The 25,106-nt window shown below is 39.8% G+C and carries 18 protein-coding genes; 14 read left to right on the plus strand and 4 right to left on the minus strand.

The features are described from left to right. Positions 1 to 391: 391 nt before the first annotated feature. From BR73_RS0111345 to BR73_RS0111370, 7 genes are all read left to right on the plus strand, one after another. Entirely contained in the window at positions 392 to 1,918 is a 1,527-nt protein-coding gene (locus tag BR73_RS0111345) for a glycoside hydrolase family 31 protein (RefSeq protein ID WP_033165619.1), read from the plus strand. A 105-nt stretch (positions 1,919 to 2,023) separates the two neighbouring features. Further along, complete coding sequence (locus tag BR73_RS0111350) at positions 2,024 to 2,560, plus strand: flavin reductase family protein (protein WP_033165620.1); 537 nt, start codon at positions 2,024 to 2,026, stop codon at positions 2,558 to 2,560. 332 nt (positions 2,561 to 2,892) lie between these two features. Beyond that, positions 2,893 to 3,594: an FAD-dependent oxidoreductase gene (locus BR73_RS0111355; protein WP_033165621.1), complete on the plus strand. Its 702-nt coding sequence runs from the start codon at positions 2,893 to 2,895 to the stop codon at positions 3,592 to 3,594. Positions 3,595 to 3,663: 69 nt separating this feature from the next. Next, positions 3,664 to 4,035, plus strand: coding sequence for an iron chaperone (locus tag BR73_RS0111360; protein WP_033165622.1), 372 nt, complete (start codon positions 3,664 to 3,666; stop codon positions 4,033 to 4,035). A 494-nt stretch (positions 4,036 to 4,529) separates the two neighbouring features. After that, on the plus strand, positions 4,530 to 7,181 hold the full coding sequence (locus BR73_RS27400) for a hypothetical protein (RefSeq protein WP_156034698.1): 2,652 nt from the start codon (positions 4,530 to 4,532) through the stop codon (positions 7,179 to 7,181). 41 nt (positions 7,182 to 7,222) lie between these two features. After that, positions 7,223 to 7,387 carry a Beta-galactosidase C-terminal domain gene (locus tag BR73_RS28740; RefSeq protein WP_156034699.1) on the plus strand — a complete coding sequence of 55 codons (165 nt, stop codon included), beginning with the start codon at positions 7,223 to 7,225 and terminating at the stop codon, positions 7,385 to 7,387. Between the two features lie 450 nt (positions 7,388 to 7,837). Beyond that, a complete protein-coding gene (locus BR73_RS0111370) occupies positions 7,838 to 8,353 on the plus strand; it encodes a CarD family transcriptional regulator (RefSeq protein WP_051685148.1) in 516 nt (171 codons plus the stop codon). Positions 8,354 to 8,455: 102 nt separating this feature from the next. Here BR73_RS0111370 and BR73_RS0111375 read toward each other — a convergent pair whose 3' ends face one another. Continuing rightward, a complete protein-coding gene (locus tag BR73_RS0111375; RefSeq protein ID WP_033165623.1) occupies positions 8,456 to 9,310 on the minus strand; it encodes an AraC family transcriptional regulator in 855 nt (284 codons plus the stop codon). 441 nt (positions 9,311 to 9,751) lie between these two features. On the opposite strand from BR73_RS0111375, the gene BR73_RS0111380 reads away from it, so the two are divergent. Then, positions 9,752 to 11,083 (plus strand): family 43 glycosylhydrolase, encoded by a 1,332-nt coding sequence (locus BR73_RS0111380; protein ID WP_033165624.1) that lies wholly within the window; start codon positions 9,752 to 9,754, stop codon positions 11,081 to 11,083. 205 nt (positions 11,084 to 11,288) lie between these two features. Here the strand turns inward: BR73_RS0111380 and BR73_RS0111385 are convergent, their stop codons facing one another. Further along, positions 11,289 to 12,662, minus strand: a complete 1,374-nt coding sequence (locus BR73_RS0111385) for a transposase (protein WP_033165108.1) — start codon at positions 12,660 to 12,662, stop codon at positions 11,289 to 11,291. Positions 12,663 to 13,038: 376 nt separating this feature from the next. On the opposite strand from BR73_RS0111385, the gene BR73_RS28300 reads away from it, so the two are divergent. The 5 genes from BR73_RS28300 to BR73_RS0111410 all read left to right on the plus strand — a co-directional run bounded on the left by BR73_RS28300 (position 13,039) and on the right by BR73_RS0111410 (position 19,766). After that, positions 13,039 to 15,375: a cellulase family glycosylhydrolase gene (locus tag BR73_RS28300; RefSeq protein WP_081848627.1), complete on the plus strand. Its 2,337-nt coding sequence runs from the start codon at positions 13,039 to 13,041 to the stop codon at positions 15,373 to 15,375. Between the two features lie 661 nt (positions 15,376 to 16,036). Then, positions 16,037 to 16,684, plus strand: a complete 648-nt coding sequence (locus tag BR73_RS0111395; RefSeq protein ID WP_033165625.1) for a hypothetical protein — start codon at positions 16,037 to 16,039, stop codon at positions 16,682 to 16,684. 250 nt (positions 16,685 to 16,934) lie between these two features. Next, positions 16,935 to 17,564: a beta-phosphoglucomutase gene (gene pgmB, locus BR73_RS0111400; RefSeq protein ID WP_347463464.1), complete on the plus strand. Its 630-nt coding sequence runs from the start codon at positions 16,935 to 16,937 to the stop codon at positions 17,562 to 17,564. A 17-nt stretch (positions 17,565 to 17,581) separates the two neighbouring features. Next, positions 17,582 to 19,285, plus strand: coding sequence for a glycoside hydrolase family 3 N-terminal domain-containing protein (locus BR73_RS0111405; RefSeq protein ID WP_033165626.1), 1,704 nt, complete (start codon positions 17,582 to 17,584; stop codon positions 19,283 to 19,285). 79 nt (positions 19,286 to 19,364) lie between these two features. Next, positions 19,365 to 19,766 (plus strand): MATE family efflux transporter, encoded by a 402-nt coding sequence (locus BR73_RS0111410; RefSeq protein WP_033165627.1) that lies wholly within the window; start codon positions 19,365 to 19,367, stop codon positions 19,764 to 19,766. A gap of 131 nt (positions 19,767 to 19,897) precedes the next feature. Here the strand turns inward: BR73_RS0111410 and BR73_RS0111415 are convergent, their stop codons facing one another. Then, positions 19,898 to 21,475 (minus strand): helix-turn-helix domain-containing protein, encoded by a 1,578-nt coding sequence (locus BR73_RS0111415; protein ID WP_033165628.1) that lies wholly within the window; start codon positions 21,473 to 21,475, stop codon positions 19,898 to 19,900. After that, the gene (locus BR73_RS0111420; protein WP_033165629.1) at positions 21,472 to 23,217 is read right to left on the minus strand and encodes a histidine kinase; all 1,746 of its coding nucleotides are present in this window, start codon (positions 23,215 to 23,217) and stop codon (positions 21,472 to 21,474) included. Before BR73_RS0111420 ends, BR73_RS0111415 begins: the two co-directional genes overlap by 4 nt. A 277-nt stretch (positions 23,218 to 23,494) precedes the next feature. Here BR73_RS0111420 and BR73_RS0111425 point away from each other — a divergent pair, with 277 nt between their 5' ends. Next, entirely contained in the window at positions 23,495 to 25,057 is a 1,563-nt protein-coding gene (locus BR73_RS0111425; RefSeq protein ID WP_033165630.1) for an ABC transporter substrate-binding protein, read from the plus strand. Positions 25,058 to 25,106: the final 49 nt, after the last annotated feature.

Below are 25,106 nucleotides of genomic sequence, written 5' to 3' on the forward strand. Positions count from 1 at the left end.
TGATAATATATATTATATAGCATAAAAACAAGGTATTCCAGATGTTTAATTCCAAAGGTTATATAAATTATTTGGCGCAATATATGGAGTTATATAGAAATTGAGTTACATGTATTTAAAACTTTAGGTAGTAAATTTCCATATAGATACAAACTCAAAAATGTTAAAAAGGAAGACTATATTGCAAAGGAAGACTATATTGCAAAGGAAGACTATATTGCAAAGGAAGACTATATTGCAAAAGAAGACTATATTGCAAAGAAGACTATATTGCAAAGAGGACTATATTGCAAAGGGGACTATATTGCAAAGGGGACTATATTGCAAAGGAGGCTATATTGCAAAGGGGACTATATTGCAAAAGAGACTTTATTAAAAAGGAGACTGTATTATGTACAACGTTAACTTAGAAATATTAGAAAACGAATATTGGTGGGGTGGAATCGTGCAGGATGGTATATTCATGCCTGTGAAAGACACGGAATTCAGCAGAGATTTATCTATGGAGCAGAAAGCAAACCAAAGCACTCCTCTGCTTATATCCTCAAAAGGACGCTATGTTTGGAGTGAGGAGCCTTATACTTACAGTTTTGATAAGAAGAAGCTTGTTGTATCAGGAAAAGAAAGAGCAATAGAGGTCAGTGAAGGACATGAAAACCTTAGAGGAGCTTTTCTTCATGCTTCTAAAAATTACTTTCCCGCAGATGGAACATATCCGGCTCCGCTGATGTTTACCGCACCTCAATACAATACCTGGATTGAGATGATGTATGAACCAACCCAGCAGAAAGTATTAGACTATGCCAAATCCGTATTAGATAATGGGATGCCATCGGGTGTATTGATTATTGATGACAACTGGCAGGAGGATTATGGAGTTTGGAACTTTCACCCCGGTCGTTTTCCGGACCCTAAGGTTATGATTGACAGCCTGCATAAGATGGGGTTTCAGGTTATGCTGTGGGTATGCAATCTTGTAAGTGCAGACAGCCTTACCTCAAGATACCTTGAAAAACAAGGCTATTTGGTGAAAAATACAGAAGGTTTGCCTGCAATTGCCCGTTGGTGGAACGGATACAGTGCAATGATAGACTTTACCAATGAGCAGGCAGTTGGCTGGTTCAATGATAAACTGAAGCAGCTGATGGAAGACTATGGAGTAGACGGCTATAAGTTCGATGCCGGTGATCTGGATCAGTTTCAGGAGAATTTCGTATGTTATAAACCCATTAATGGTTTGGAATATTCCCAGATTTGGGCACAGGTAGGCTGTAACTATTCTCTTAATGAATACCGTGCCTGCTGGAAGATGGGAGGAAAAGGCCTGGCTCAGAGACTTAGCGATAAGAATCACAGCTGGAAGCCGGAGGGAGGCCTTGGAAGCCTTATTCCCAATGGGTTAATACAGGGTATTCTCGGTTATGCCTTTACCTGTCCTGATATGATTGGCGGAGGAGAATATATGAATTTTCTCGAAAACAGCCAAAATCTGGACAGAGAGCTTATTGTCCGTAACGCCCAATGTGCCGCATTGTTTCCTATGATGCAGTTCTCTGTTGCACCCTGGAGAGTGCTGGATGAAATGCACCTTACTATATGTGTGGAGATGGCTAAGCTTCATGAGAGATTTGGTGAAAGAATCCTTAAGCTGGCAGAAGCAGCAGCAGTTACCGGAGAGCCTATTATCAGACACCTGGAATATGTATTTCCTGGCAATGGTTATGAGACAATCAATGATCAGTTTATGTTAGGGGATAATATCCTGGTAGCGCCAGTTCTGGAAAAAGGAGCCACCACAAAAAGAGTCATCTTCCCCGAAGGAAAATGGATAGGCGATGACCAGAGCGAAGTATATGGCCCTTGTGTTCAAATAGTTGAAGCGCCATTGGAAAGATTGCCCTGGTATGAGAAGCAGTAGGCTTACACTATCCTTTTAGTTAGTATCTCACCAATAAGTACATACTTGTATTCATGGACACATAAGGTTATCATATAGGAAATAATCTTTCTAGGAGGCTGTACGATGAAAAAGGAAATACAGGTATTAGACTACGCAAATGATATTATGAAGGCAGTGCAAAGTGGTGTGTTACTGACAACAAAAGCAGAGGAGAAAGTAAATTCCATGACTATATCCTGGGGTACCCTGGGAATTGAATGGGGAAAATTAATATTTACTGTATTTGTCAGAGAAAACAGATTTACCAAACAACAACTGGATAAGAATCCTGAATTTACGATTAATGTTCCTTTTGGTGATTTCGATAAAAAGATTCTGGGTGTATGCGGCACAAAGTCAGGTCATACAGTTGATAAAGCGAAAGAACTTAATTTGACACTGGAGGAACCGGCTGTTATTTCTGTTCCTGCCATCAAGGAACTTCCTTTGACATTAGAGTGCAAGATTGTATACAGACAGAAACAGGAGGCGAAGGAAATAACGGAAGAAAATAATAAAAGATTTTATCCTCAGGATGTTGACAGTACCTTCCACGGTGCTAATAGAGATTATCATACGGCATATTACGGTGAGATTGTGAGCGCTTATATTATTGAGTAATCTATTTGTCATATGTTATAATTATAATAATAGAGGGTGTTGTATTAGTAAGTTCAATTAAACAGGAGATTACGGATATTATAATACAGGGATTTTAACTTGGATATCCGGCATATCTTCCAGAGATTGAAGAACTAATATAACACTTTCTTTTTGTGCTGAGACAAAATAGTTCAACCTGAATTAAGTACAATCAAATAGTATAAAATATTTTGCTTGATTATATTCTGATTTGGTTTATACTTACTATAAGAAATATTAATGAGAAGCATTTTCAAATACAAGCTAACTAAGGTTCGTTAGCTGTCGAGCTTTCAGAAAGGAAATAACATATGGTTAAATACAAGGTTAAGATTACAGATATCATAGAGGAAGCGCACGGAACCAAAACTTTTATACTTGATAAACCAGAAGACTTTACATGGTTGGAAGGTGCCCATACACATATTGGTATGCTGGGATTTGATGAAGGAGAGACACCGAACAAAGCCTGGGTCCGCCATATGTCAATTATAACCTTGCCGGAAGATAACAAAATAGGCTTTACGACCAGAGTATATCCCCCATTCTCAGAGTTTAAAGACAAATTATCGGGACTGCAGGCAGGGGATGAAGTGGTTCTCTTTAAGATCGGTTCAAGAATGTATCTAAGAAGAGAGGAAAAAACAGTAGTATTAGTCTCAATGGGAGTTGGAATTGCAACCATGAGACCCTTGATAAAAAGTTTTATTAAGGACCAGACAGGTATCAGGGAACTGATCAGCCTTAATATTGATTCCTCCGGAGATTTTATATATAAAGCTGAACTGGATCAGCTGCATAACCCAAAGCTGAAAAAATACTTTGCAGAAAACAGAAATGAATTTTATGAAATTCTGAATGTGATTTCGGAGAATAAAGATGCTTACTATTATCTGGTTGGTAGCGATAATTTTCTAAGAGATATTATTAAATATCTCAAGAATAAAAATATCCCTGAGAAAAGTATACTTCTTGATAAAAAGGAGGAGTTGTTAGCTGATTATTTCAGTTAAAAGTCCAGGGAGTATAAATAAGATAATAAAAGAAATAATAGACAAAAGATAAAAACAGGAGGGTACGTAATGGAAGCTTTTGCGGAGTTTATATCAAAAATTGATAATCCGGAGCAAAAAGCCCGGGTAGTAGAAATTCTTCAATGGGTAAGTGGGAAATATCCAACCCTGGAAACCAAAGTTGCATGGAATCAGCCCATGTTCACTGACCATGGAACATTTATTATAGGCTTTAGTGTGGCTAAAAAGCACATGGCAGTTGCTCCTGAGGAGCCTGCAATAACCAAGTTTACAGCTGAAATTGAGAAGGCTGGTTATAGCTATACCAACGGACTTATACGAATAACCTGGGATAATGAAGTGGATTATGGATTGCTTGAGAAAATAATAGAATTTAATATACAGGATAAAGCTGATTGTACCACATTTTGGAGAAAATGAAATACTAGAATATTTACAAAAGAGATTCTGAAAATAAAATGGAGAGGCGGTTGCATCATAGCCTGTGTTTTAGGAAGAAGCCCTTTGCCATTCCCGCACGCCGGTTGAAAGACATACTACCGATTTTGTAAGCAGTAATCGTAAAAATATACGATACTGAACAAAATTGTGGCACATGTCTTTTAAGCAGTGTACAGGAAGGTCACAGAGCTTCTTCCTGTTTTTGTGCTATTATGCAACAGCCATTCTTCCTATAGCTTACGAGAGGAAGCTAAATATTAAGGTAAGTTCATGATGGTCGTAGATGCTTATTATGTGAAAGAAAATGAAGAGATAAATTAATTACTTTTTGCTATAATTAGTAAAATAACTTATTACTGCACATTAGTGTAGTGAATATAGAAAAATTATATATAAGGAAATGAATACTATAGATAATTGAAGGAAGGAGAGTATGGCCGTAGTTACCAAGGATATTGCTGTACAGAAAAAATATGTTTGCTATAAAAGAAGCCACAGGATGTCCCTTTGACAGGAATTATCTGAAGAAGGAAGAACGTGAATTTGATATCTGCGCCTATGGTGCAGGTACAGATATGCCCCCTGTAACCAACACCATTGCCATAAATGCAGCAATAAGGGAGGCCTCCATAGAAGGAGGGACTGTAATTGTTCCCAAAGGGGATTACAGAGTCTATACCATCGTTCTTATGAGCGGTGTGAATATCTATTTAAGTGAAGGAAGTATTTTACATGCTGCCAAGACAGAAATAAAGAATTCCTATGAACTACAGGAAGGGGAAGGCGGCAATTATGGTGAGCCGGAAATTAATCTTTATGCAGGACTGCAGGATCATGGACATTCCTATTTTCGGAATAGCCTTATTTATGGCAGTGATCTTCAGGATGTCATGATTTATGGACCAGGGCTAATTGATGGCAGCTTTCTAAATGACAAGGGGGAACTTGAGCATGTGCTGATGGGAGGAGATCCACCGGAACCGGGGAAGCGTACAGAGGCCGGACACCGCGGTGAATGGTTCGGGAATAAGGCAATTGCCCTTTGCCGGTGCAAGAATGTGGTGCTTCGTGATTTCTCTCTTCTGGCAGGTGGACATTTTGCCATAATAGCAACCTGTGTAACCAACCTCTTGATTGAACAGGTTTTAGTAGATACCAACCGAGATGCCCTGGATGTGGATTGCTGCCAGAATGTAACCATTCGGAATTCTGCCTTCAACTCCCTGACAGATGATGCCATTGTATTAAAGGCTTCCTATGGTGGAGGTATTTTCCTGCGTCTGGAAAATGTCTTAGTTGAGGATTGTACGGTCAGCGGTTATGATATGGGTTCCGTTTATGACAGAACCTTTACTAAAGATAAGCTGGTAGCTACGGATCGATGCGGCCCCACAGCAAGAGTCAAGCTAGGAACGGAATCTACCTGCGGCTATGATTGTGTAACGGTACGGCGGGTACAGTTTAAACGCTCCCGGGGTTTTGCGCTGGAAGCAGTGGACGGGTCTGATCTGAGCAATATTCTTTTTGAGGATTCCACCATGGAAGATGTAAGCAGTTCACCGATTTTTATCAGGGCAGGTGACAGGGGGCGTTATCCGGTTACGGGTAACTCGTCAGAGGAAGAGCTTATCACAGCAGCAGATTCCAAGCCAAATGTACGACTGAATAACACCAGCTGGATTCTTCCGGCGAAGGACAATTACTCCGTATATCCGGCAAGAAGATATCTGCCTGCATATAATAGAACCCATAGTGTCACCGCAGATGGCTGTTCCTTCTTTGAAATCGTAGACCAGGGTGAACCCTGCCTGTTAAATACAGCAAATTATCATGAAGAAGAGGGAAGATTCTTTGCCCTTAAGTATGATCTGGATACCTTGCAATACATATCTGACTATGACCGTGAATTAGCGTCAGGTGAACTGCCCCTTTATGCCAATGCCTGCGGAAGCAGGGGAATCGCATCGGTGCATGATATTGTTATCCGAGGTATCTCAGTGAAAAATGCTGATCCAAGATATCCCATTGAACTGATGGGAGTGGTAGGCAGCAGACTTCGTAACATTGCTCTTGAGAATATTACAGTTGAATACAGGGGAGGCTTCACTCTTCGTGAGGCTGTGGAACAACGTCAGGTAAATACCAATTGGGAATATTCATACAACAAAGGAAAGAGAAGCATTCAATCTCTGCCGTGGCTAATAAATACTTTTTTCTTAAAAAACGAAGGACTGCTGCCAAGAGCAGAATGGGATCCGGAAGAGAAATCCTGGAAGGAGGCGCCTTTTAATGTGCCGGAACTGCCGGAGGTTTATCCGGAGCCCAGCAATTGGGGGATTCTGCCTGCTTATGGCCTTTATGCCCGCCATGTTGAGAATCTGCATATGTCTAAGCTTACTCTGCATTATCTCGTGGAAGACAGCAGATATCCTATCGTACTGGATGATGTTGTCGGGGGTTCCGCCTTTAATATTCGTGGGGACCATAGGGAGGATAAAGAAGAAGTCGTATGTGTTACAAACAATTATAAACGTCCTGCAGGGCTTGAATATGTGCCGGATTATCCCTATCACATAACCACTGTTGAGGAAGTGGAAATCGACAGCACTCTGTCTGTTAAGCAGGTTCAGGTTACTGCTCCGGCGCCGGGTACGCCAAAAGACAGTCTGTACAACTATGAAACAGCGGCAAGCACAGAGAATGGCTATAACTATGATTCTAAAACTGCCAACTATCCATTGCCCCAAACCGTATACCGTCCGTTTTTTCTGCCGGTACCGGAACAAACTATTCAAGTAGGGCAGGAGCTTGTGTTTGAGGTCATAGCCAGACAGCCGGCTTACGAGGTCTCTCTTTTGGAGACCGACGGAAAGATATACAATGAATCCCGTGCTGTGAAAGACTATAGTGTCAAAGGTATCTCAACACCCATGACCTTGCAGGTAAGTAATTTACCGGAAGGGGCAGCTTTTGATTCAGCCTCCTTTGTGCCGGGTAAGCCATGTGTTTTTAGATGGACACCAACAGAAGCAGCATTGAAAAAAGAGCCGTATTATCTGACCTTTACAGCGGATGATGGGATTATACCTGTAAAAATGGAGGTTTTGATAACGATAGTAGTCTAGAAAAAGCGGAGCTGATTGAAGCAAACGATATCAGAAGAATTGTGAAATCTGATTTTGTAAAAGATGTTATGGTAAAAGAGCGTAAGGTTGGTGCAGAAAGATATACTTTCGTTATGAATTTTTCCACTGAACCCAGAGAAATTGAGAATCTGACATTGGATAAATATGATTTTGCAGTAAAGAAGTTTGAATTGGATGAAAGATAGAAACTGAAGTCTGTAAATAATAGTTGAAGGATGATTACGCATTTATGCGATAATCATCCTTTTTATTTGGATAGAATTTTCTGCTGGCCTTTTTGCTTAAGGATAATTCATGGTTTAACTTATATCAGCTTATAAGTAAAAGCATAACGGAGAAAGAAATAGTGAATTATTCGTAAGTAAAATTACACAAAAATACTGGACCCTGGCAAGGGGAAAATGCTGAAAATAAATTGCGTATTCAAAAATTTACTGACATTAAGAGAAATTTTGTGTTAAAATAGATTAATGTAAAACAATTAATGATTTATGATTTCCCTAGGAACAGGAGGTATTAATGTTTGAAATAGGAGACATGAAATCAGAAGTAAATAAAGGAAAAGTCACAGTGCGATTAAAGGCTTTATCTCAACCATAGAACTATTATTTAAACAGGAGAAAGGGGAGGTATAAATGTTTCAGAGCGATCAATATATTGTCTACGGGCTGACCGGAATATGCAAAGTTAAGAGCGTGGGATATCTTAAGGGAGATGGTTTTGACAGAGATAAGGTATATTATACCCTGGAGCCTTTACATTCTAAGGGCAGTGCTATCTATACACCAGTGGAAAATAATAAGGTGAGGATGCGGGAGGTAATTTCAAAGGAAGAAGCCATGAATTTTATACATGATATTCCCGAGTTGGATACTATTGATATATACGATGACAAGAGAAGTGAGCCAATATACAGAGAAGCCTTAAAGTTGAATAATTTTTTTGAATTATTGCAGATATTAAAAGCTCTTAAACTGAGAGAAATTGAAAAAAATACAGGCAATAGAAAGATGTCTGCACTAGATAAGAAATATTTAGACCTTATCAGGAATACTCTGACGGATGAGATATCGCTGGCTCTTGAGATGCCCCGTGAGAAGGCGGAAGTTGAAATAATGGAGAAGTTGGGAGCTGGAGCCTTGGATTGCTGATAGAATCATAATTAAAGGTACAGACTGGTGAGTCTTTCTGCTTACCGGAGAGCAAATCCGGCAGATTGACGCCAGGGTAATCATTGTATTTCTATTTGTAAATTAACCCCTGTACCTTGTCGGTGTAATACCCATCTGCTGCTTAAAGATGCGGCTGAAATAATTGCTGTTATTAAAGCCGCATCTTAGAGCTATCTCACTAATGGAAAGGCTGCTGTCCTTTAATTGGAGGCATGCATTGCGTATTCTTAAGGAAATAATGTAATTCATTGGTGTTGTATGATATGTATCCCGGAAAACCCTTATAAAGTGCCGCTCTGAATAATGTGAGAGACCAGCCAGCATCTGGATGGAGATATCTTCGTTATAATGATTTTCGATGTAGGATATGGCTTTGGCAATATTGATAATATCCATTTTATGAAAGTCGTCCTTAAAGTCGTAGGATCTGGACAGTATTACAACCAGTGTCATAAAGCTGGATTGGAGAAAGGTGCGCCAGCCTTCTTGCTTATTCTGATATTCTGAATTCATCATATCAACCATTTTACATACTCTGTCAAAATCCTTTTGCATCAGCTTAAGTCTGCTGGAGAATTTATACTCTTTTGAAACATAGGGTTCCAATAGGAACAGAGCATGAAAACCTGCCGATCGGGTAATATCATAATTACCGGGAAACAAACTGTCCAGACGAAACATAATATTACAGATACGGAAATTGTCAGTATCCTGATAACCATGGGCAGTATTATTTCCAATAACAAAAACATCTCCTTTACTGATATGGAATTTCTCTTCGTCTACAATATGTGAAGCACTCCCGTTCAGTACGATCACCAGTTCAAAGAAATCCTCATGTGTATGAATGAACAGATCCTCGTCATGATATCCGTATTGTATGAAAAATGGAAAACTCTCATCATCAGTAAAATAACCTAATTTCATGTATGGCATAAAACCTCCGGGCGTTGGCTGAAATGTGCTATTAAATGGGAAATTATTACTGTGTAGTATGTCCTTTGATAAATATTACTGTTATAGTATAGTAAAAAAATAATTGCATTACAAGATATTTATAAGGAGAAAATATATGCCGGTTTAAGTTTTTCACCGCTGATCAAATACGGGAACACTTAAAGTTTAAGCCTATTTAATACTGAGAAGTAAAAGGTTGGGAGATATATAAATTCCACTTATAAGTGAAGGAAAATATATGTGGGTAAAAAATTCCTGAAAACGAAATTCAGACCTTTTATTAAAAGTGCAACCTAATACATGTTTGTAAAGGGAATGTCACTTATGTGCTAATTCATGGCGTAATAATGATAGAATTGCAGAGTTGTCTATGCTAGGATGAAGAGGAAGAATAAAATTATGACTTACTAGGAGGCATTTATGGCAAATCCCTTTCTTCCCCTGTGGGAGTATATCCCCGACGGTGAACCCAGAGTATTCGGAGACCGTGTATATGTATATGGTTCTCACGATAATGCAGGCTCTGACCACTTTTGTGATTATAAACTGAAGGTATGGTCTGCACCGCTAAATGACTTAAACAAATGGGAGTGTCACGGTGACAGCTTTCATACACGCAAAGACAGAGACCACGAGTCAGATACCCACTGGACAGAGAATGATCTCTTTGCACCGGATGTAGTTGAAAAGGACGGTAAATATTATCTCTATGCATATATAATCGGAGCAGTTGGCTGTGTGGCAGTCAGTGACAGGCCGGAAGGTCCCTTTAAACTGCTATCCAGATATCAGTACAGGATACCGGAAGGAAAAGGCGAAGATTGTTTTGGCAGCGGCTGGTTCATAGATCCGGGCGTTTTAGTGGATGATGACGGAAAGGTATACATATACTGCGGTTATGAGCGTTCTTTTATTGCAGAAATCAACCCGGAGAACATGTATGAAATTATTGATGGAACCTATCAGGATGATATTATCCCGGTAGAAGAGCCCTTTACCTTCTTTGAAGCCTGTTCACCCAGAAAAGTGGGGGATACCTATTACCTAATTTATTCTCCCAGAAAAGGCAACAGACTTGTATATGCCACTTCCAAATCTCCAAAGGGACCCTTTGAATATCGAGGGATTATAGTGGATAACGGGCAGGACTATCCTGCGGGGAATAATCATGGTTCTATCTGTTGCATCAATGGACAATGGTATATTTTTTATCATCGCATGACAAACAATACCATTATGTCAAGACGGGCCTGTGTTGAAAAGATAAACATACTGCCAGACGGCAGCATACCTCAGGTGGAGATGACCTCTTTGGGATTTGAGGAAGCTTTATCACCATATAAAATAACACTGGCAGAAACCGCTTGTGTTTTAAAAGGCGGAGCCTTTATTACTGAAAAGAATATATTTGAAAGACCTGTAACTGCCATTACCAGCGGTTGTATTATCGGCTATAAATATTTTGATTTTGGGGAAGATTACTCCAGTCTTACAATGGACTTAGTCGTAAAAGTCAGTGGGACAGGCTGCAAATCAAAAATCAGGATATTACTCGATGATTATGAGAATGGTGAAGAAATCGGAGTATGTGATATCGGCGCTGACAGCGGCAGCTATCAGACAGCGGTGAAGGTGGTTACAGGCAGGCATGGGGTTTTTTTCCAGGTGCAGGATTGCGTTACAGGCTGGACAGCGGATATGTTTAAAGGAAGGCATTTATTTGAGTTGGAATCTTTTGTATTTATAAAATAACAGCAATCAGAAGTAACTAACATGAAAGTAAAACTTAGCCAATGAATATATATCATTACATTTTATTGGAAAAGAAGAAAAAATAGGAGGTGGTAAAGAGATACAAAAGAAATATTAAGTACTCAAACTTCGCACATGGATTTTAGCTATGCACCTTGAAAATTCAATACCTGGCAGTAATTAAGTTGTCAATGTTCAGCTCGTTTTACGCTGCTAGTAAGCGTTCCTTTAGTACCGATGGAATCGCACTCATGAATGCATCCGTGAGTTCACAGATTTTTTCGTCTGATAGCTCACAATCATTTACAAGCAGTGCTCTGAACATTTGAAGCATCACTTGAAAGGCCTGAATCCATGTGATATCAGACAATTCGTCAGAAAAGTATAAGAATAACTCACCTAGAGAACGTTCATCCTTTGTTTCCCGATTCTCAACGGATAACATCATATATCTGGTGAAAACAACCGCTACATGGGCAGTCATTGCGTCATAAGAAAGTGAATGACATTCTTTGCTGAGTCTAAGATAACTTTTACAAATTTTAAAGAATACTTCGATATCCCATCGTTTTCCGTAAATGCGGATGATTTCATCCTCATCAATCGTTATGTCGGTGGAGATTATGCAGAGATATTCCTTACGATTGTTTTTATTCCGGACATAAATTACTTTAGCAGGTACGGTTTCTCCGTCTTTGATAACATCTACCATAACAGACAATAGGAATCGCGATTTACCACGACGCTTCTTATTCTGATTATAGATTTTCGGCAAGGATATATCTGTACCATTATAGCGGAAGAACATTTTTGGTGTCCTCTTAACCATAGCCACAACATCATAACCGATTTCCTTCACGGCATGTATTGTGCTAGGGGATGTAAACCAACTATCAAACAGGACATATTTTGCTGGAATGGATGCTATTTTGGCAGATTCCAACAGCTTCAACATGGCTTTCGTACCCTTGGTCATAGAAAGTTTACGACGTTTATATCCCGCTGTTCTTTTATCCAGTATTGCTGCTTCATTGATACGTTTTTTCTGTTTCTCGGAAGTCAGAAGAATGCTGTTAATTGGCAGAAATGTGCTTCCATCTGACCACCCGAGTGTCAGCATACGAAATCCGTAACGGTACGCATGTTTCGCATGGTCATATACTTTAGCAAGAAGTTCTACCTTCTTTGAACGGCTTCGCTCAAACATCGAGTCATCAATAATCAGGACATTTACCCTGTTCTCATCATTCAGAGGAAGAATGGCATCCCTGATGATTCTGGAACAAAGCACCGATGTGAAGCGAATCCAGTTGATATGAATCATCTTCATAAAACGATAGACAGTATCCTTGGCAAAGGTCGGAGTATTTCGTCCTGTCAACATGTTCATATACATGCTTCTATTTGAAAAAATCAAAAGAAATAGATACTGATAAATCTCGGTTACAGGAAATCCTTTCGTTTTATATGCGTTAGCAGCCTTGAGAGCCGATGAAAGATGAAATCTTGTAAAAAACTTTCTGATTGATGCAGAAATCTGGTTATCATTCTGGTTGTTTTGTGTTATACTTTTTGTCATAGCATGAACCTCCGATTGTTTGATTTTGTGTGGTAACTTAATTATAACAAAACCAGCGGTTTCATGCTATTTTTATGCCAGTTATTATTGAATTTTCAAGGTGCATAGGCACTTATTCAAGTGCGAAGTTTGAGTTAAGTACTTAAAATACCAGGGGAGTACTTATATTGGGTTCTTTTTGCTCCAATTAACACAGTTTAATATCCACATATCTTAGCTCATGCATCTTACAAACAGAATTACATATCTGTATGCAGAATAAATAGGTGTTCGTTAGAACCAGGGGCATTCCAGACTCAATATAAGGCATAAAGTATCTTAATTTAAGAATTTCTTTGTAAAACGGATAATGATTTATTAATAAGGAGGTATTTATATGGTTAAACGTAAGTCTATCAGAAGCTATATACTGGCATTGGGGTTGCTGGTTGCTATGCTTGCTTCAGCTTTTTATTCCATGATGCCTGTTATGGCGGAACAGACCACCAATTTTGATCAGTTAAACCAGCAGCAGCTTGTAGCTGCCATGGGCACGGGCTGGAATCTGGGGAACACCATGGAGGCCTTTAGTGACTATGGGCCTAATGAAGAAATGTGGGGAAATCCGAAAGTTACCAGTCAACTTTTTACAGCAGTAAAGAATGCCGGGTTTAACACCGTCCGGATACCGGTTACTTTATTAAAAGCAATCGGGCCTGCACCTGATTATACCATTGATTCGGCTTGGTTAGCCAGAGTTAAGGAAGTGGTTGATTATGCCTATAGCCAGGGGCTTTATGTAATTCTTGACGGTGTACACGGTGACGGATACCATACCATAAATGGTGCATGGCTTTTAGTAACAGAAAGTGACCAGACAGCAGTCAGAGACAAGTATAAGAAAATCTGGCAGCAATATGCGAATACATTTAAAGACTACGATGAACATTTAATCTTTGAATCCATGAATGAAGTGTTTGACGGTAATTATTATGATCCTGACCCGGTATTATATCAGAATCTCAATGCTTATAATCAGATATTTGTCGATACTATAAGACAATCCGGCGGAAATAATGCTTCACGCTGGTTATTGGTTCCTGGCTGGAATACCAATATCGACCATATGACACAGGATTTTGGATTTGTAATTCCAACTGATAGTTACCGCTCAGCTGCCATACCCTCTAATGAGAAGAGAATTATGATCTCAGCTCATTATTATTCACCCTATGAATTCACCCTTGATAACAGCAGTTCCATTACCCAATGGGGTTCCATAGCCACCGATCCCTCTAAAAAATCCAACTGGGGACAGGAAGATTATATGGATTCACAGCTGTCACAAATGTATCAGACCTTTGTAAGAAACGGTTATCCGGTTGTAATAGGTGAATACTGTGCAACGGATAAAACCGATAAAGATGCAAGTAATAACACCTATCGTGCTTATTTCAATAAAATATTGAATACTGTCTGCAAGAAATATGGAGCCGTACCGGTGTACTGGGATATCGGAGCTTATGGTCCCGGCGGCTCCGGAATCATTGACAGAAGGACTTATGCGATAGTACAGCCGGCAATACTTGAAGGAATTATGAGCGGAATAAATTCAACAGTTACTCCTACTCCCACCCCGACGCCAACTCCTACTCCGGGAGGCAGCGGACCTAAAATTTCAGTACTGTACAAATGCGGGGATACCAGCGCTTCCTCAAGAGGGATTCGTTTTAGTTTACAGGTTAGGAATGACGATAACACAGCGGTTTCTCTTTCTGATGTAAAGGTCCGTTACTGGTATACAAGAGATGATGGGAAATGGCAGTCCTTTAACTGCTATTATGCCGTAGTCGGTTCCGGTAATGTATATGGAAATATGGTTAGAATACCCCTTTCTTCAGCTTACAGTACAGCCGATTTTTATTCGGAAGTGGGCTTTACAAGCAGTGCGGGAGTCCTGAATCCCGGAGCCGGCAGCGGTGAGCTGCAGATTACCTTAACGAAATATGACAATTCCAAATATAATCAAGCCAATGATTACTCTTTTGATTCCGGTAAAGTAGATTATGGGCAGAATCTGAAAATAACTGCCTATGTAAAGGGGGTTCTGGTATATGGCACCGAACCGGGTGGCACCACTCCGGTAACACCTACCCCTTCCGTAACGGTAACACCAACAGTAACCCCCACAGTGACTGTGACACCTACAGTGACTGTGACACCTACAGTGACGGTAACCCCGACTCCCACAGTAACCCCCACACCTACTATAACTCCAATACCTGGCGGAAACATTAAGCTACAATTCTTTAATGGCAACACAACAGCTTCCACCAATACTTTGTATCCAAACTTTAAAATTGTTAATACCGGTACAACAAGTATTAACCTTTCTGATGTGAAGTTAAGATATTACTTTACAAAAGATGGTGCCAATGCTGCCAGTTATGCTTGCGACTGGGCATCGGCAGGCAGCGGGAAGATCACCGGTACTTTTGCAAGTTTATCGAAGACAAATGCTGACGCTTATCTGGAAATAAGCTTTAATAGTTCAGCCGGAACCCTTGCAGCAGGAGCAGAGACTGAGATAAAGGGAAGAGTATGGAAGTCAGACTGGTCAAATTTTACACAGTCAAATGATTATTCCTTTAATGCCACAGCAACAAATTATATGGATTGGAATAATGTTACCGGCTATATTGCCGGTACACTGAAATGGGGAACAGAACCTTAAGTTCGTATCTGAAATAATTATACTATTAGAAAGAACCTGCAACAGGTAATTACTGTTGCAGGTTCTTTCTCCTTTAAAGCGAACAGAACAAAAGGTATATCAATAGATGTCCTTTGATTTCATCAGGTAAGGTTTAAATTCATCAGTGGTAAGATTTTCTTGTTAAAATTCATGAGTCTGATATAATAATAAGTCATAGATGCATTTAATTATAATGTTATAATAGAATCCATTATATTGGTACAATATATTTTATAAAACCTTTAGTAACTTTTATTAATAATTGCAAGTAATGCATTAATCGTAATAAACTTTAAAGAGTTGAGTATCATAAGGCCGGTGTTTCACAAGGGGATTGCGAACCATTTAATGGCTAAGCCCAGCAAATAGTAAACCCTGTAAGTAGCTAAGCCTAGCAAATAGTAAACCCAGTAAACAGCTAAGTCCAGTACACAGCTAAACCCAGTAAACAGCTAAGCCCAGTAAACAGCTAAACCCAGTAAACAGCTAAGCCCAGCAAATAGTTAAGCCCGGTAAATAGCTAAGCCCAGTAATAGCTAAACTCAATAAATGGCTAAACCCGGTAAATAGCTAAATCTGATAACCAACTAAGAGCAAAAAATAAGCCAAGCCCTACTAACTACGAAAAGGAAATCCGAGAATGAAAAAGAAATTTATATTTACAATAGTTTTAATAATAGTTTTGTTTGCTGCAATTATCTATTGCATCCGTCCGGTTGAGAAATTTAATGATACTTCCACAGAGCAAGTCTCCCTGAAAGAAATCATGAAAGAGAAAATGCTGGATTCCATTACAGGGATGTTAAACAATTCCTCTAAAGAGTTTCAGTTTGAATTATCGGAAAAAGATATGAACAATATTATTTATATGAATATGGATAAGTTAAAAAGCAAGAAAATAGACAGTGTTCATTGCACCATACATAATGGTGAAGTTTACTTTTATGCAGATACAAAGTTATTTTCTTTATTTCCTGCACAGTTAATCTTAAAGACTGATCTCACAGTAACTGATAATGCTCTGCAGGTAAAAATAAACAAAGCATATATCGGAAGAATACCGGTAATAAAAAGTTTAATAACAGATAATCTGAAAAATAAAATTGATAAAGTGAATATTGATGAAGAAACCTCAGTTATTTCAATACCTATAACTATGCCGGAAGCAGTCACAATAGAAGATTTTCAGACTACAGACAGGATTAATTTTAAGGTAGCAATCTCAATAAAATCCTTAAGTGATGTAATTGAAATAGTTGAATATTTTGGTGGTAAATTAATGAAATAAAAAAATAATAGTACGTTTAATGAAATAGAATAATTATATTTTTATTAACCAGTGTAACGGAAAACTTACTTTCCCTACACTGGTTTTTTGTTGTCTGTGCAGGTTCATCTGACCCGTCGTATAAGGATTTTGTCAGGAAATATCACTATTCTGCGGTCTTGTCCCTGCTGTATGTCCTTTGAAAATATTCCATGCTATAATAAGCCCACAAACAAAGGAAAAGAGAGGAGCTGAGCTTATATATAAAGCAGTGATATTTGATTTGGATGGTGTTATTGTATCGACAGATGAGTATCATTATCTGGCGTGGAAAACCATTGCTGAGAATGAAGAAATCTACTTTGACAGGAAGATCAATGAAGGGCTTCGGGGTGTTAGTCGTATGGAAAGCCTGGAAATTATGTTGAGAAAAGCAGACCGGGAATATACAGCACAGGAAAAAGAGGTACTGGCCTATGAGAAAAATGAAATCTATAAAAAGCTGCTTGAACAGGTGACACCGGAGGATATCTTACCCGGTGTAAGAGATATCCTGACACTTCTGAAACAGAAGCAGATAAAGACCGCAATAGGTTCTTCCAGTAAAAATGCTGTATTTATTCTTAACAGAATCGGACTGAGGGAATCCTTTGATGCAATAGCTGACGGAAATGATATTAAAAAAAGTAAACCAGACCCCGAGGTATTTCTTACAGCTGCCAGAAAGCTGGGGGTAATACCTCATGAATGCCTGGTGGTGGAAGATGCCTGGGCAGGGATTGATGGGGCTGTCGCAGCAGGAATGGGAGCTCTTGGAGTAGGGTATGCTGCATTTTACCATAAGGCGCAGTTTAAAGGCAAAGCTTTAACCGATGTTAACCTGGAGGAAATCATTAAATAACAGAAAGGGAGAGAAGAATGATCAATCTAAAAGAAAAGCCTTATTATCTTAAGGACGAGGAGATTAACTGGGTACAGGCCACTCTTAAGAGCATGAGCGAGGAGGAAAAGCTCGGACAGTTATTCTGTCTTATTACCTATTCAGATCAGCAGGATTTAAGGCAGCTGGCCAATAAGTATAAACCGGGAGGATTAATGTGCAGACCTATGCCTGCCGAACAAGTGGTCAATGCAGTGAAAATTCTTCAGGAGAATTCCAGGATTCCAATGCTGATATCAGCAAATCTGGAAAAGGGGGGTACCGGTATTGCAGAGGAAGGAACCTTTATGGGGTCTCAGATGCAGGTGGCTGCTACAGATGAGGATGAGATGGCTTACAAACTTGGAACTGTTTGCGGGACAGAAGGGTCTGCAGTAGGAGCTAATTGGGCTTTTGCTCCTATTATAGATATTGATTATAATTTCAGAAATCCCATTACCAATACACGTACTCTGGGTTCTGATCCGGACAGAGTCAGAAGAATGGGGGTACAGTACGTGAAAGGAGTGCAGGAACAGGGGGTAGCAGCCTCCATCAAGCATTTTCCCGGTGATGGAATGGATGAAAGGGACCAGCATTTAGTAGCGTCCATTAACTCCATGTCTTGTGAAGAATGGGATAATACCTATGGAGCAGCCTATAAAGCTTGTATAGAAGCAGGAGCTTTAACTGTAATGGCAGGGCATATCCTGCAGCCTTCCTATACCAGAAAATATAATCCTGAAATAAAAGACAGTGATATACTGCCTGCCTCTTTGTCCCAGGAGCTGATTACAAAGCTTTTGAAGGAACAACTGGGTTTTCAGGGGCTGGTTGTTACCGATGCCTCCACCATGGCAGGAATGACGATTCCTATGAGCCGGGAGAAGGCAGTGCCTCAGGCTATCGCTGCCGGCTGTGATATGTTCCTCTTTACCAAGAATCTGGAGGAAGATTATGAATATATGCGTAAAGGAATTGAAACGGGTATTATTACAAAGGAACGTCTGGAGGATGCACTGACCAGAATTCTCGGAGTAAAAGCAGCTTTGAAACTGCCTGGGAAACAGGCGCAGGGAGAATTATCTCCTGACTATGAAACTGCCCTAAGAAATATCGGAACGAAACAGCATAAAGCCTGGGCCAGAGAATGTGCTGATAAAGCAATTACTATTGTAAAAGAAGAAATGGGTGTATTACCGGTTACACCTTCCAGATATAAAAAAGTATTGTTTTATGATATTGAAAGCCAGCAGGGAGTGGCCTATTCCGTAAGAGCCGGAGTGGCAGAAAAGTTTAAAGAACTCCTTGAAAAGGAAGGCTTTGATATTGATGTATTTAAACCCGCATCAGGCTTTGAAGGGTTGTTTAACAGGTATGAAGATATACCGAATAAATACGACCTGATTATATATCTTGCCAATATGGCAACAAAGAGCAATCAGACGACGGTCAGAATTGAGTGGGCGCAGCCTATGGGTGCAAATGTACCGGTATATATGGAAGTTGTCCCTACCATCTTTATTTCGGTAGAAAATCCCTACCATCTTATTGATGTACCAAGGGTAAAGACATACATAAATACCTACAGCTCAAGTGATGAGGTTCTGGAGGCACTGGTAGAAAAGCTATCCGGAAGATCTGAATTTAAAGGAAAAAGTCCGGTGGATGTTTTCTGCGGTATGTGGGATACCAGGCTGTGAGAGGAAACATGGTCTGCAAAGCCTGCAAAAATCTTTTTATTTCTGACAGGGTATTTTATAAAAAAGTACTATTATAGGCTTGATTACAGCCTTCGTTATACAATTGCTGGCACCACTCATTATAAATATGTATAATATCAGTCCGGAAACGAGAGAAATAGCTTATGAGCTGATGAATGCACTTTCTTTTACGGTCATCTTTCAGACTGTCAGTACGGTTATGACAAAGGGAGTGCTTCGTGGAGGCGGAGATACGAAATTTCTGATGATAGCGGATATCTTATTTCTATGGGTGGCATCTGTGCCTCTGGGAATTCTATGTGCTTATGTATTTGAGATGTCCCCATTTGTTATATATATCACTCTAAGAATCGATCATATATTAAAGACCATATGGTGTATACAACGGTTGAACAGCAAGAAATGGATAAAGTCGATTGAGAAAAAATCGGTGAACATTTCACTGGAAATCGAAGGGTAAGAAAGTGAAGAGTTAAGAAAGGTTGAGTGATACTGCCGATTATGAGAGGTAACCGTCCAAGCTTCGTAAGGATTATTCCAATCACAATCGGCATTTTTTTATGCCAGAGATAATGGGGAGAAAACATAGGGTTATTTTTTTCTATATTCCTGAGGTGTTTTTCCTGTAACGCACTTAAACTGCCTGGAGAAATAAGAAATATTGGGGAAACCGCTTGTCAGGGCAATATCCCGTATACTTTTTTGGCTTAACAGCAGTAACTCCTTGGCTCTTTTAATCCGTTCGTTTAATATAAAGGCAGTCAGAGATTCACCTGTTCGTTCACTGAATACATGGGAGAGATAATCAGGGCTTAAGTATACCAAAGAGGCAAGTTTCTTCCTGTTTAAATCTTCGTCTAAATGTTCCCGGATGTACTTCCTGATCAGCTCGATAGAAGAATCGGACTGACTTATAGCTGACAGGCAGGCATCAAATACATCGATTACATGACATACCCATATTTTCATGGTTTCAACAGAATTACAGGCTTGTTCAAAGCTCTGCTCCGAGGTACTGTCATCGAAGAGCCGGTGGGCTGATTCTCCGTTCTTTTCTAAAATTGTATAGATAATCTGCATAAAATCATGGTTAAACCGTACCAGATCGCTTCTTTTCGCCATGGAAGACTGTTTCAGCTCGGATAAAAACTGCAGAGCCTGTTCTTTAACCTCATTTTTTTTATGCTGCATTAACAAACTGGACCACTCGTTCAGACTGGTAAGGTTTTTGTTGCATTTTTCGGCAGCAGGCAAAGTTGTATCAATCAGCTTACATTCCTCACTGATATTATTATAAGCTGCATCGTATAACTTTCTGAAATTCCTTCCGGCGTATAACAGAGAAGTATCAGTACTGATGTATAATTGAAAGATACCCGGCAGGGAATGCTTAAGAGTCTTGATAATCCGTCTGTATATATCCAGATAGAAGGAACGTTCCACTGAATCATTTTTTGTTAAGCACAGAACATACTGTTTTTCATTGATTCTTGCCAGCACCGGCTGTAGATGCCAGGGCTCCAGTAATTCATTGATGATATTTTTTATTGCAAATTCATAGAGGTTGGTTTCCCAGGTATCTTTTTCCCTTTTTATACCGGTATGCAATAAAGCCAGGTAAAATCTGCCGGATAATAATTTCTGCGGTAAATGGTACTGACTCACTTCATTTGCAATTTGCCTGGCATCACCGGGGATAATTTCCATGCATAGGGCATTCCAGAATTGTTCTTCTAATTTTCTCTTATTATTATCCCAGAACTTTGACTTTTGCTTATATAGCTCTTCATTCTCCTGCTGCCGTACTTTATTAATGGCTGCCAGAACACATTCCGTCAGCTGGTCGCTGTCCACAGGTTTCAGCAGGTAGTCAGTGCTTTGCAGCTTCAGGGCATTACTGGCATAGTTAAAATTAGCAAAGGAAGTTAAAAAAATAGTAACGGTATTATAATTCTCCCCACGTACCCACTTTAATAAATCCAGGCCGCTGCCCTTAGGCATCTCGATATCACTTATCATAATATCTATCTTCTGATTTAAGTAGAAATCCTGTGCCTGCTGCATATTGTAAGCACAGAAAATATCCGTGATTCCAAAGGAGAACCAGTCAATAGAAGCACGCAGTCCCTCAATACAGTAATATTCATCGTCCACTAACAATAGATTCAAGGTATGTCCTCCTTTGAGATAATTGGTATAAAAGGTATTTCAATATCAATCTGTGCCCCTGCCCCAGGACGGTTTGAGAAGCGAAAGGCAATGACCTCGGAACCAAATACCAGTGCGGTGCGCTGGAGTACATTGCTGATACCGATGTGCTGAGTCTGAGTATCCTTTATATATTGATTGATATCCTGAAGCCGTTTCAGTATTTTTTCATGAAAACCGGAGCCGGTATCCCAGATGGTAATCTTTATATATTTATCCGAATCCTTTAGGATGACCTCCGAACTGATATGAATGGCTATGACCTTACCAAGGACAGCTTCATATTTTATGGTGTTTTCGATAAAGCTCTGAAGCAGCAGGGGAATTACGGTTGCCTTATGGGTCCCGGGATTAATATCTGTATAGAAATCAATACTGCCCGGATACCTGATCTTTGATAATTCAATATAATTTTCTACATGCATCAGTTCCTGCTTCAGAGATACCGTCTGGCCGGAGGACAGGGTGTAGCGCAAATACTGGCTTAAATATTTCAGCATGGGCTTTAACAGATCCGAGCGATTTAGTTCCGCCAGCTGATAAGCCATATTCAGGCAGTTAATTAAAAAGTGAGGTGTAATCTGCAGGGACAAATACTGGGTGTAGATCTGCTGTCTGGATAATTTTTCTTCATAAACACCGATTTTCAGGGTTTTGATTTCCTGCACCATTTCATTAAAAGCGCTGTTCACCTCTTCAAATTCCGTACAGGCTGCATTTACCGGCATAGTTGCATTAAGATCGCCGTTTTTTAAAGAAGAGATGGCTTTATTCAGCTCCGTAAGGGGGCGGATGACCAAACGGCTGATTATAATTGCTGCCAGTATCAGGAGCCCGAGCATAATAAAAAATATCTTGATCAGGAAGGGGATATATTTATTAATATCCACAAAAAACTGATTTTCCGGGATAAGGGATACTAAATAAAGGTCACCGAAATCCATTTCACAGGATACGATTAATTGCTCTGAATCCATAATGGTTATTGAATGATAACTGCTGTAATCTGTTATGGAGTACACCGGTAATTGTTCTATGGGAGGATTATTGCTGGTTACCACACCCTTATCTGTAACAAGAAACACTTCCTGTGTAAGTTCCTTGCCGACCAGGGGATTCAGGGCTTGTCCGGTACTGATCCAACAGCCAATATAGCTGTTATGTACCTTGATGACACGAAATAAATAATACTTGCCCTTAATTTCCAACGGAAACCACTTGTCCTTTTTATCATTTGTAAGTAATTGCTCTTCCTCTATTAAACGGGTTAATTCACTTTTTATGTTTTTGGAAATATTAGAGGTGGAATTAGCCTGGGTTTCTGCAAAGAAAGTACTACTGGTCAGCGAATACAGAAAGAAACCATCCATATCATAAATAGTAACCGCGGACCGGAAACTTTTCTGTACATGGTAAACAGAGGAAAACCATTGTTCCGAGGACAGATCATGTTTATCTATAATTCGTATATCACCGTCTTCATAAGCAAAATTCTTCAGATAATTAACGGTGGTATCGAAGCTCTCTGTTAATCGGTTCTGATAAATAGTAAGGGTCTCTTTCATGGTTTCATAGATTTTATTCTTGATTTCCTTGTAAGCTATAAGATTATTTACTGCCACAAGTATGATGAGAAGTGAAAAAATCAAGATAATAAATGCTGACAGCCGGAAACGTAAAGAGCGAAAGCGGATCGGTTCCAAGTTGTGCCCCCTTTGCAAGAATTTATTATTGACATTGTTAATAATGATGATATCATATTGAAATACATTATACAATAACTAACAACATAACCAAAGAAAATTAATATTATACAGCATAATTGTGCAAATGAACAGGATATAACTTTTGAGCTTATAGCATCATTGTGCAAATACGTAACAGCATAATTCTTTCATCATCGGTCGGCCTTACGCTATAATGACACTGTCAAAGCGTACTAGTACGGCTTTTGAAACAAAGAGAAGGAGAGGGTTTATTATGAGAAAAGGACTGGCATTATTATTAGCACTTCTTATGGTTTTCAGTTTGTCTGCCTGCGGTAAAGGCGGAAACGATTCAGGAAATGCAAAAACCGGCAGCGGGACAGGAACTTCCGCAGAAAACCAGGAGGACACTGATTCAGGTGAAAAGGCTTCAGGGGAAATTACACATCTGGTCATGAGTTTTATGACCTGGACGGGAGCTCCTAATGACACGGACAAAATTCAGGAAGCAATCAATGAGATTACCAGAGAACGTTACGGAATTGAAGTTGAACTGCAGATATCAGACAGCAGTTCCTACAAACAGAATATGACACTGGCGCTATCCGGCGGAGAGCAGATAGATATTATCAGTACCATTTTAAGCAATTATAATTCCATGGTACAACAAGGTTATCTGTTAGATCTAGAAGAAAATGACCTGATTAAAAATTATGGTGCCGGAATTGCTGAGACCGTTGGCGCAGAGTATGTAGATGCCTGTCGTGTGAATGGCAAATTATACGGTGTACCCAATAACCGTGACATGGCACAGGGACGAGGCTGTGCAGCCATTGCCAACAAATACCTGGAGGGGATTGGCTATACCGTTGATAACAGCAAAGAAATTATCCAGATTACCCAGGCAGAACTGGATGATATCTATGCAAGACTCCATGAAAAATATCCGGATACAGAGGTATACAGACCTACCACTCTCTCCATGAGCCAGTTCTCCAATGTGGATTTACTCGGCGGTAATGCATTTGGTGTCCTGCTTGATTATGGCAAGGAGCTTAAAGTGGAGAATCTTTTTACCAGCGATTTCTATAAAGAGTACTGCAGCCGTATCTACGATTATAACCAGAAGGGTTATATCAGCAAGGACTCTGTTACCGATACTACCGCTGTTACAGAGCTTGTTAAAGCAGGTACCTTAATCGGGTACACCACCGCAGGAAAACCTGGAATCAAGCAGCAGGAGACCAATATGTGCGGTCAGCCAATGACGATCTTCCAGACCCTGGATGATTATATAAGCTCCTCTGCCGTTGCTTCCTTCCCTTGGGCAATCTCCATTAATACAATTAATGCCGAGGCTTCCATGCGGTTATTAAATGCCTTCTATACCGATGCAGACCTTGCCAATCTTCTTAGCTGGGGTATTGAAGGGGTACATTACAAAGTACAGGACAATGGTCTGATCACCTTTGCAGATGGCGTGGACGCGACGAATTCCGGCTGGAATCACTCCATTGGCTGGGAGCTGCCCAACCAGTTTATCACCTATGTATGGGAAGGCAATGATCCGGCTTTATGGACCAATATTGATAATTTTAACAAAAATGCGAAAAAATCAGCTGCCAGCGGTTTTACCTTTGATGCGACCAATGTTGCTACGGAACTTACCAGTGTGCAGAATGTTTATGATGAATTCCAGAAGAGTATCGAGTATGGCTTTGTGGAACCCACAGCAGGCATTGAGGAAATGAATACCAAGATGCAAAAGGCGGGGCTGGAAAGAATGATTGCTGAAAAGCAGACACAGCTGGATGCCTGGGCTGCAGCAAATAAATAAGAAACCGACCGCTGTTTGGTACGGCTTTGAGACTGAAGGAGATGATGGC

The organism is Clostridium sp. KNHs205 (genome assembly GCF_000702945.1).
Classification (GTDB): Bacteria; Bacillota; Clostridia; order Lachnospirales; family Lachnospiraceae; genus Anaerocolumna.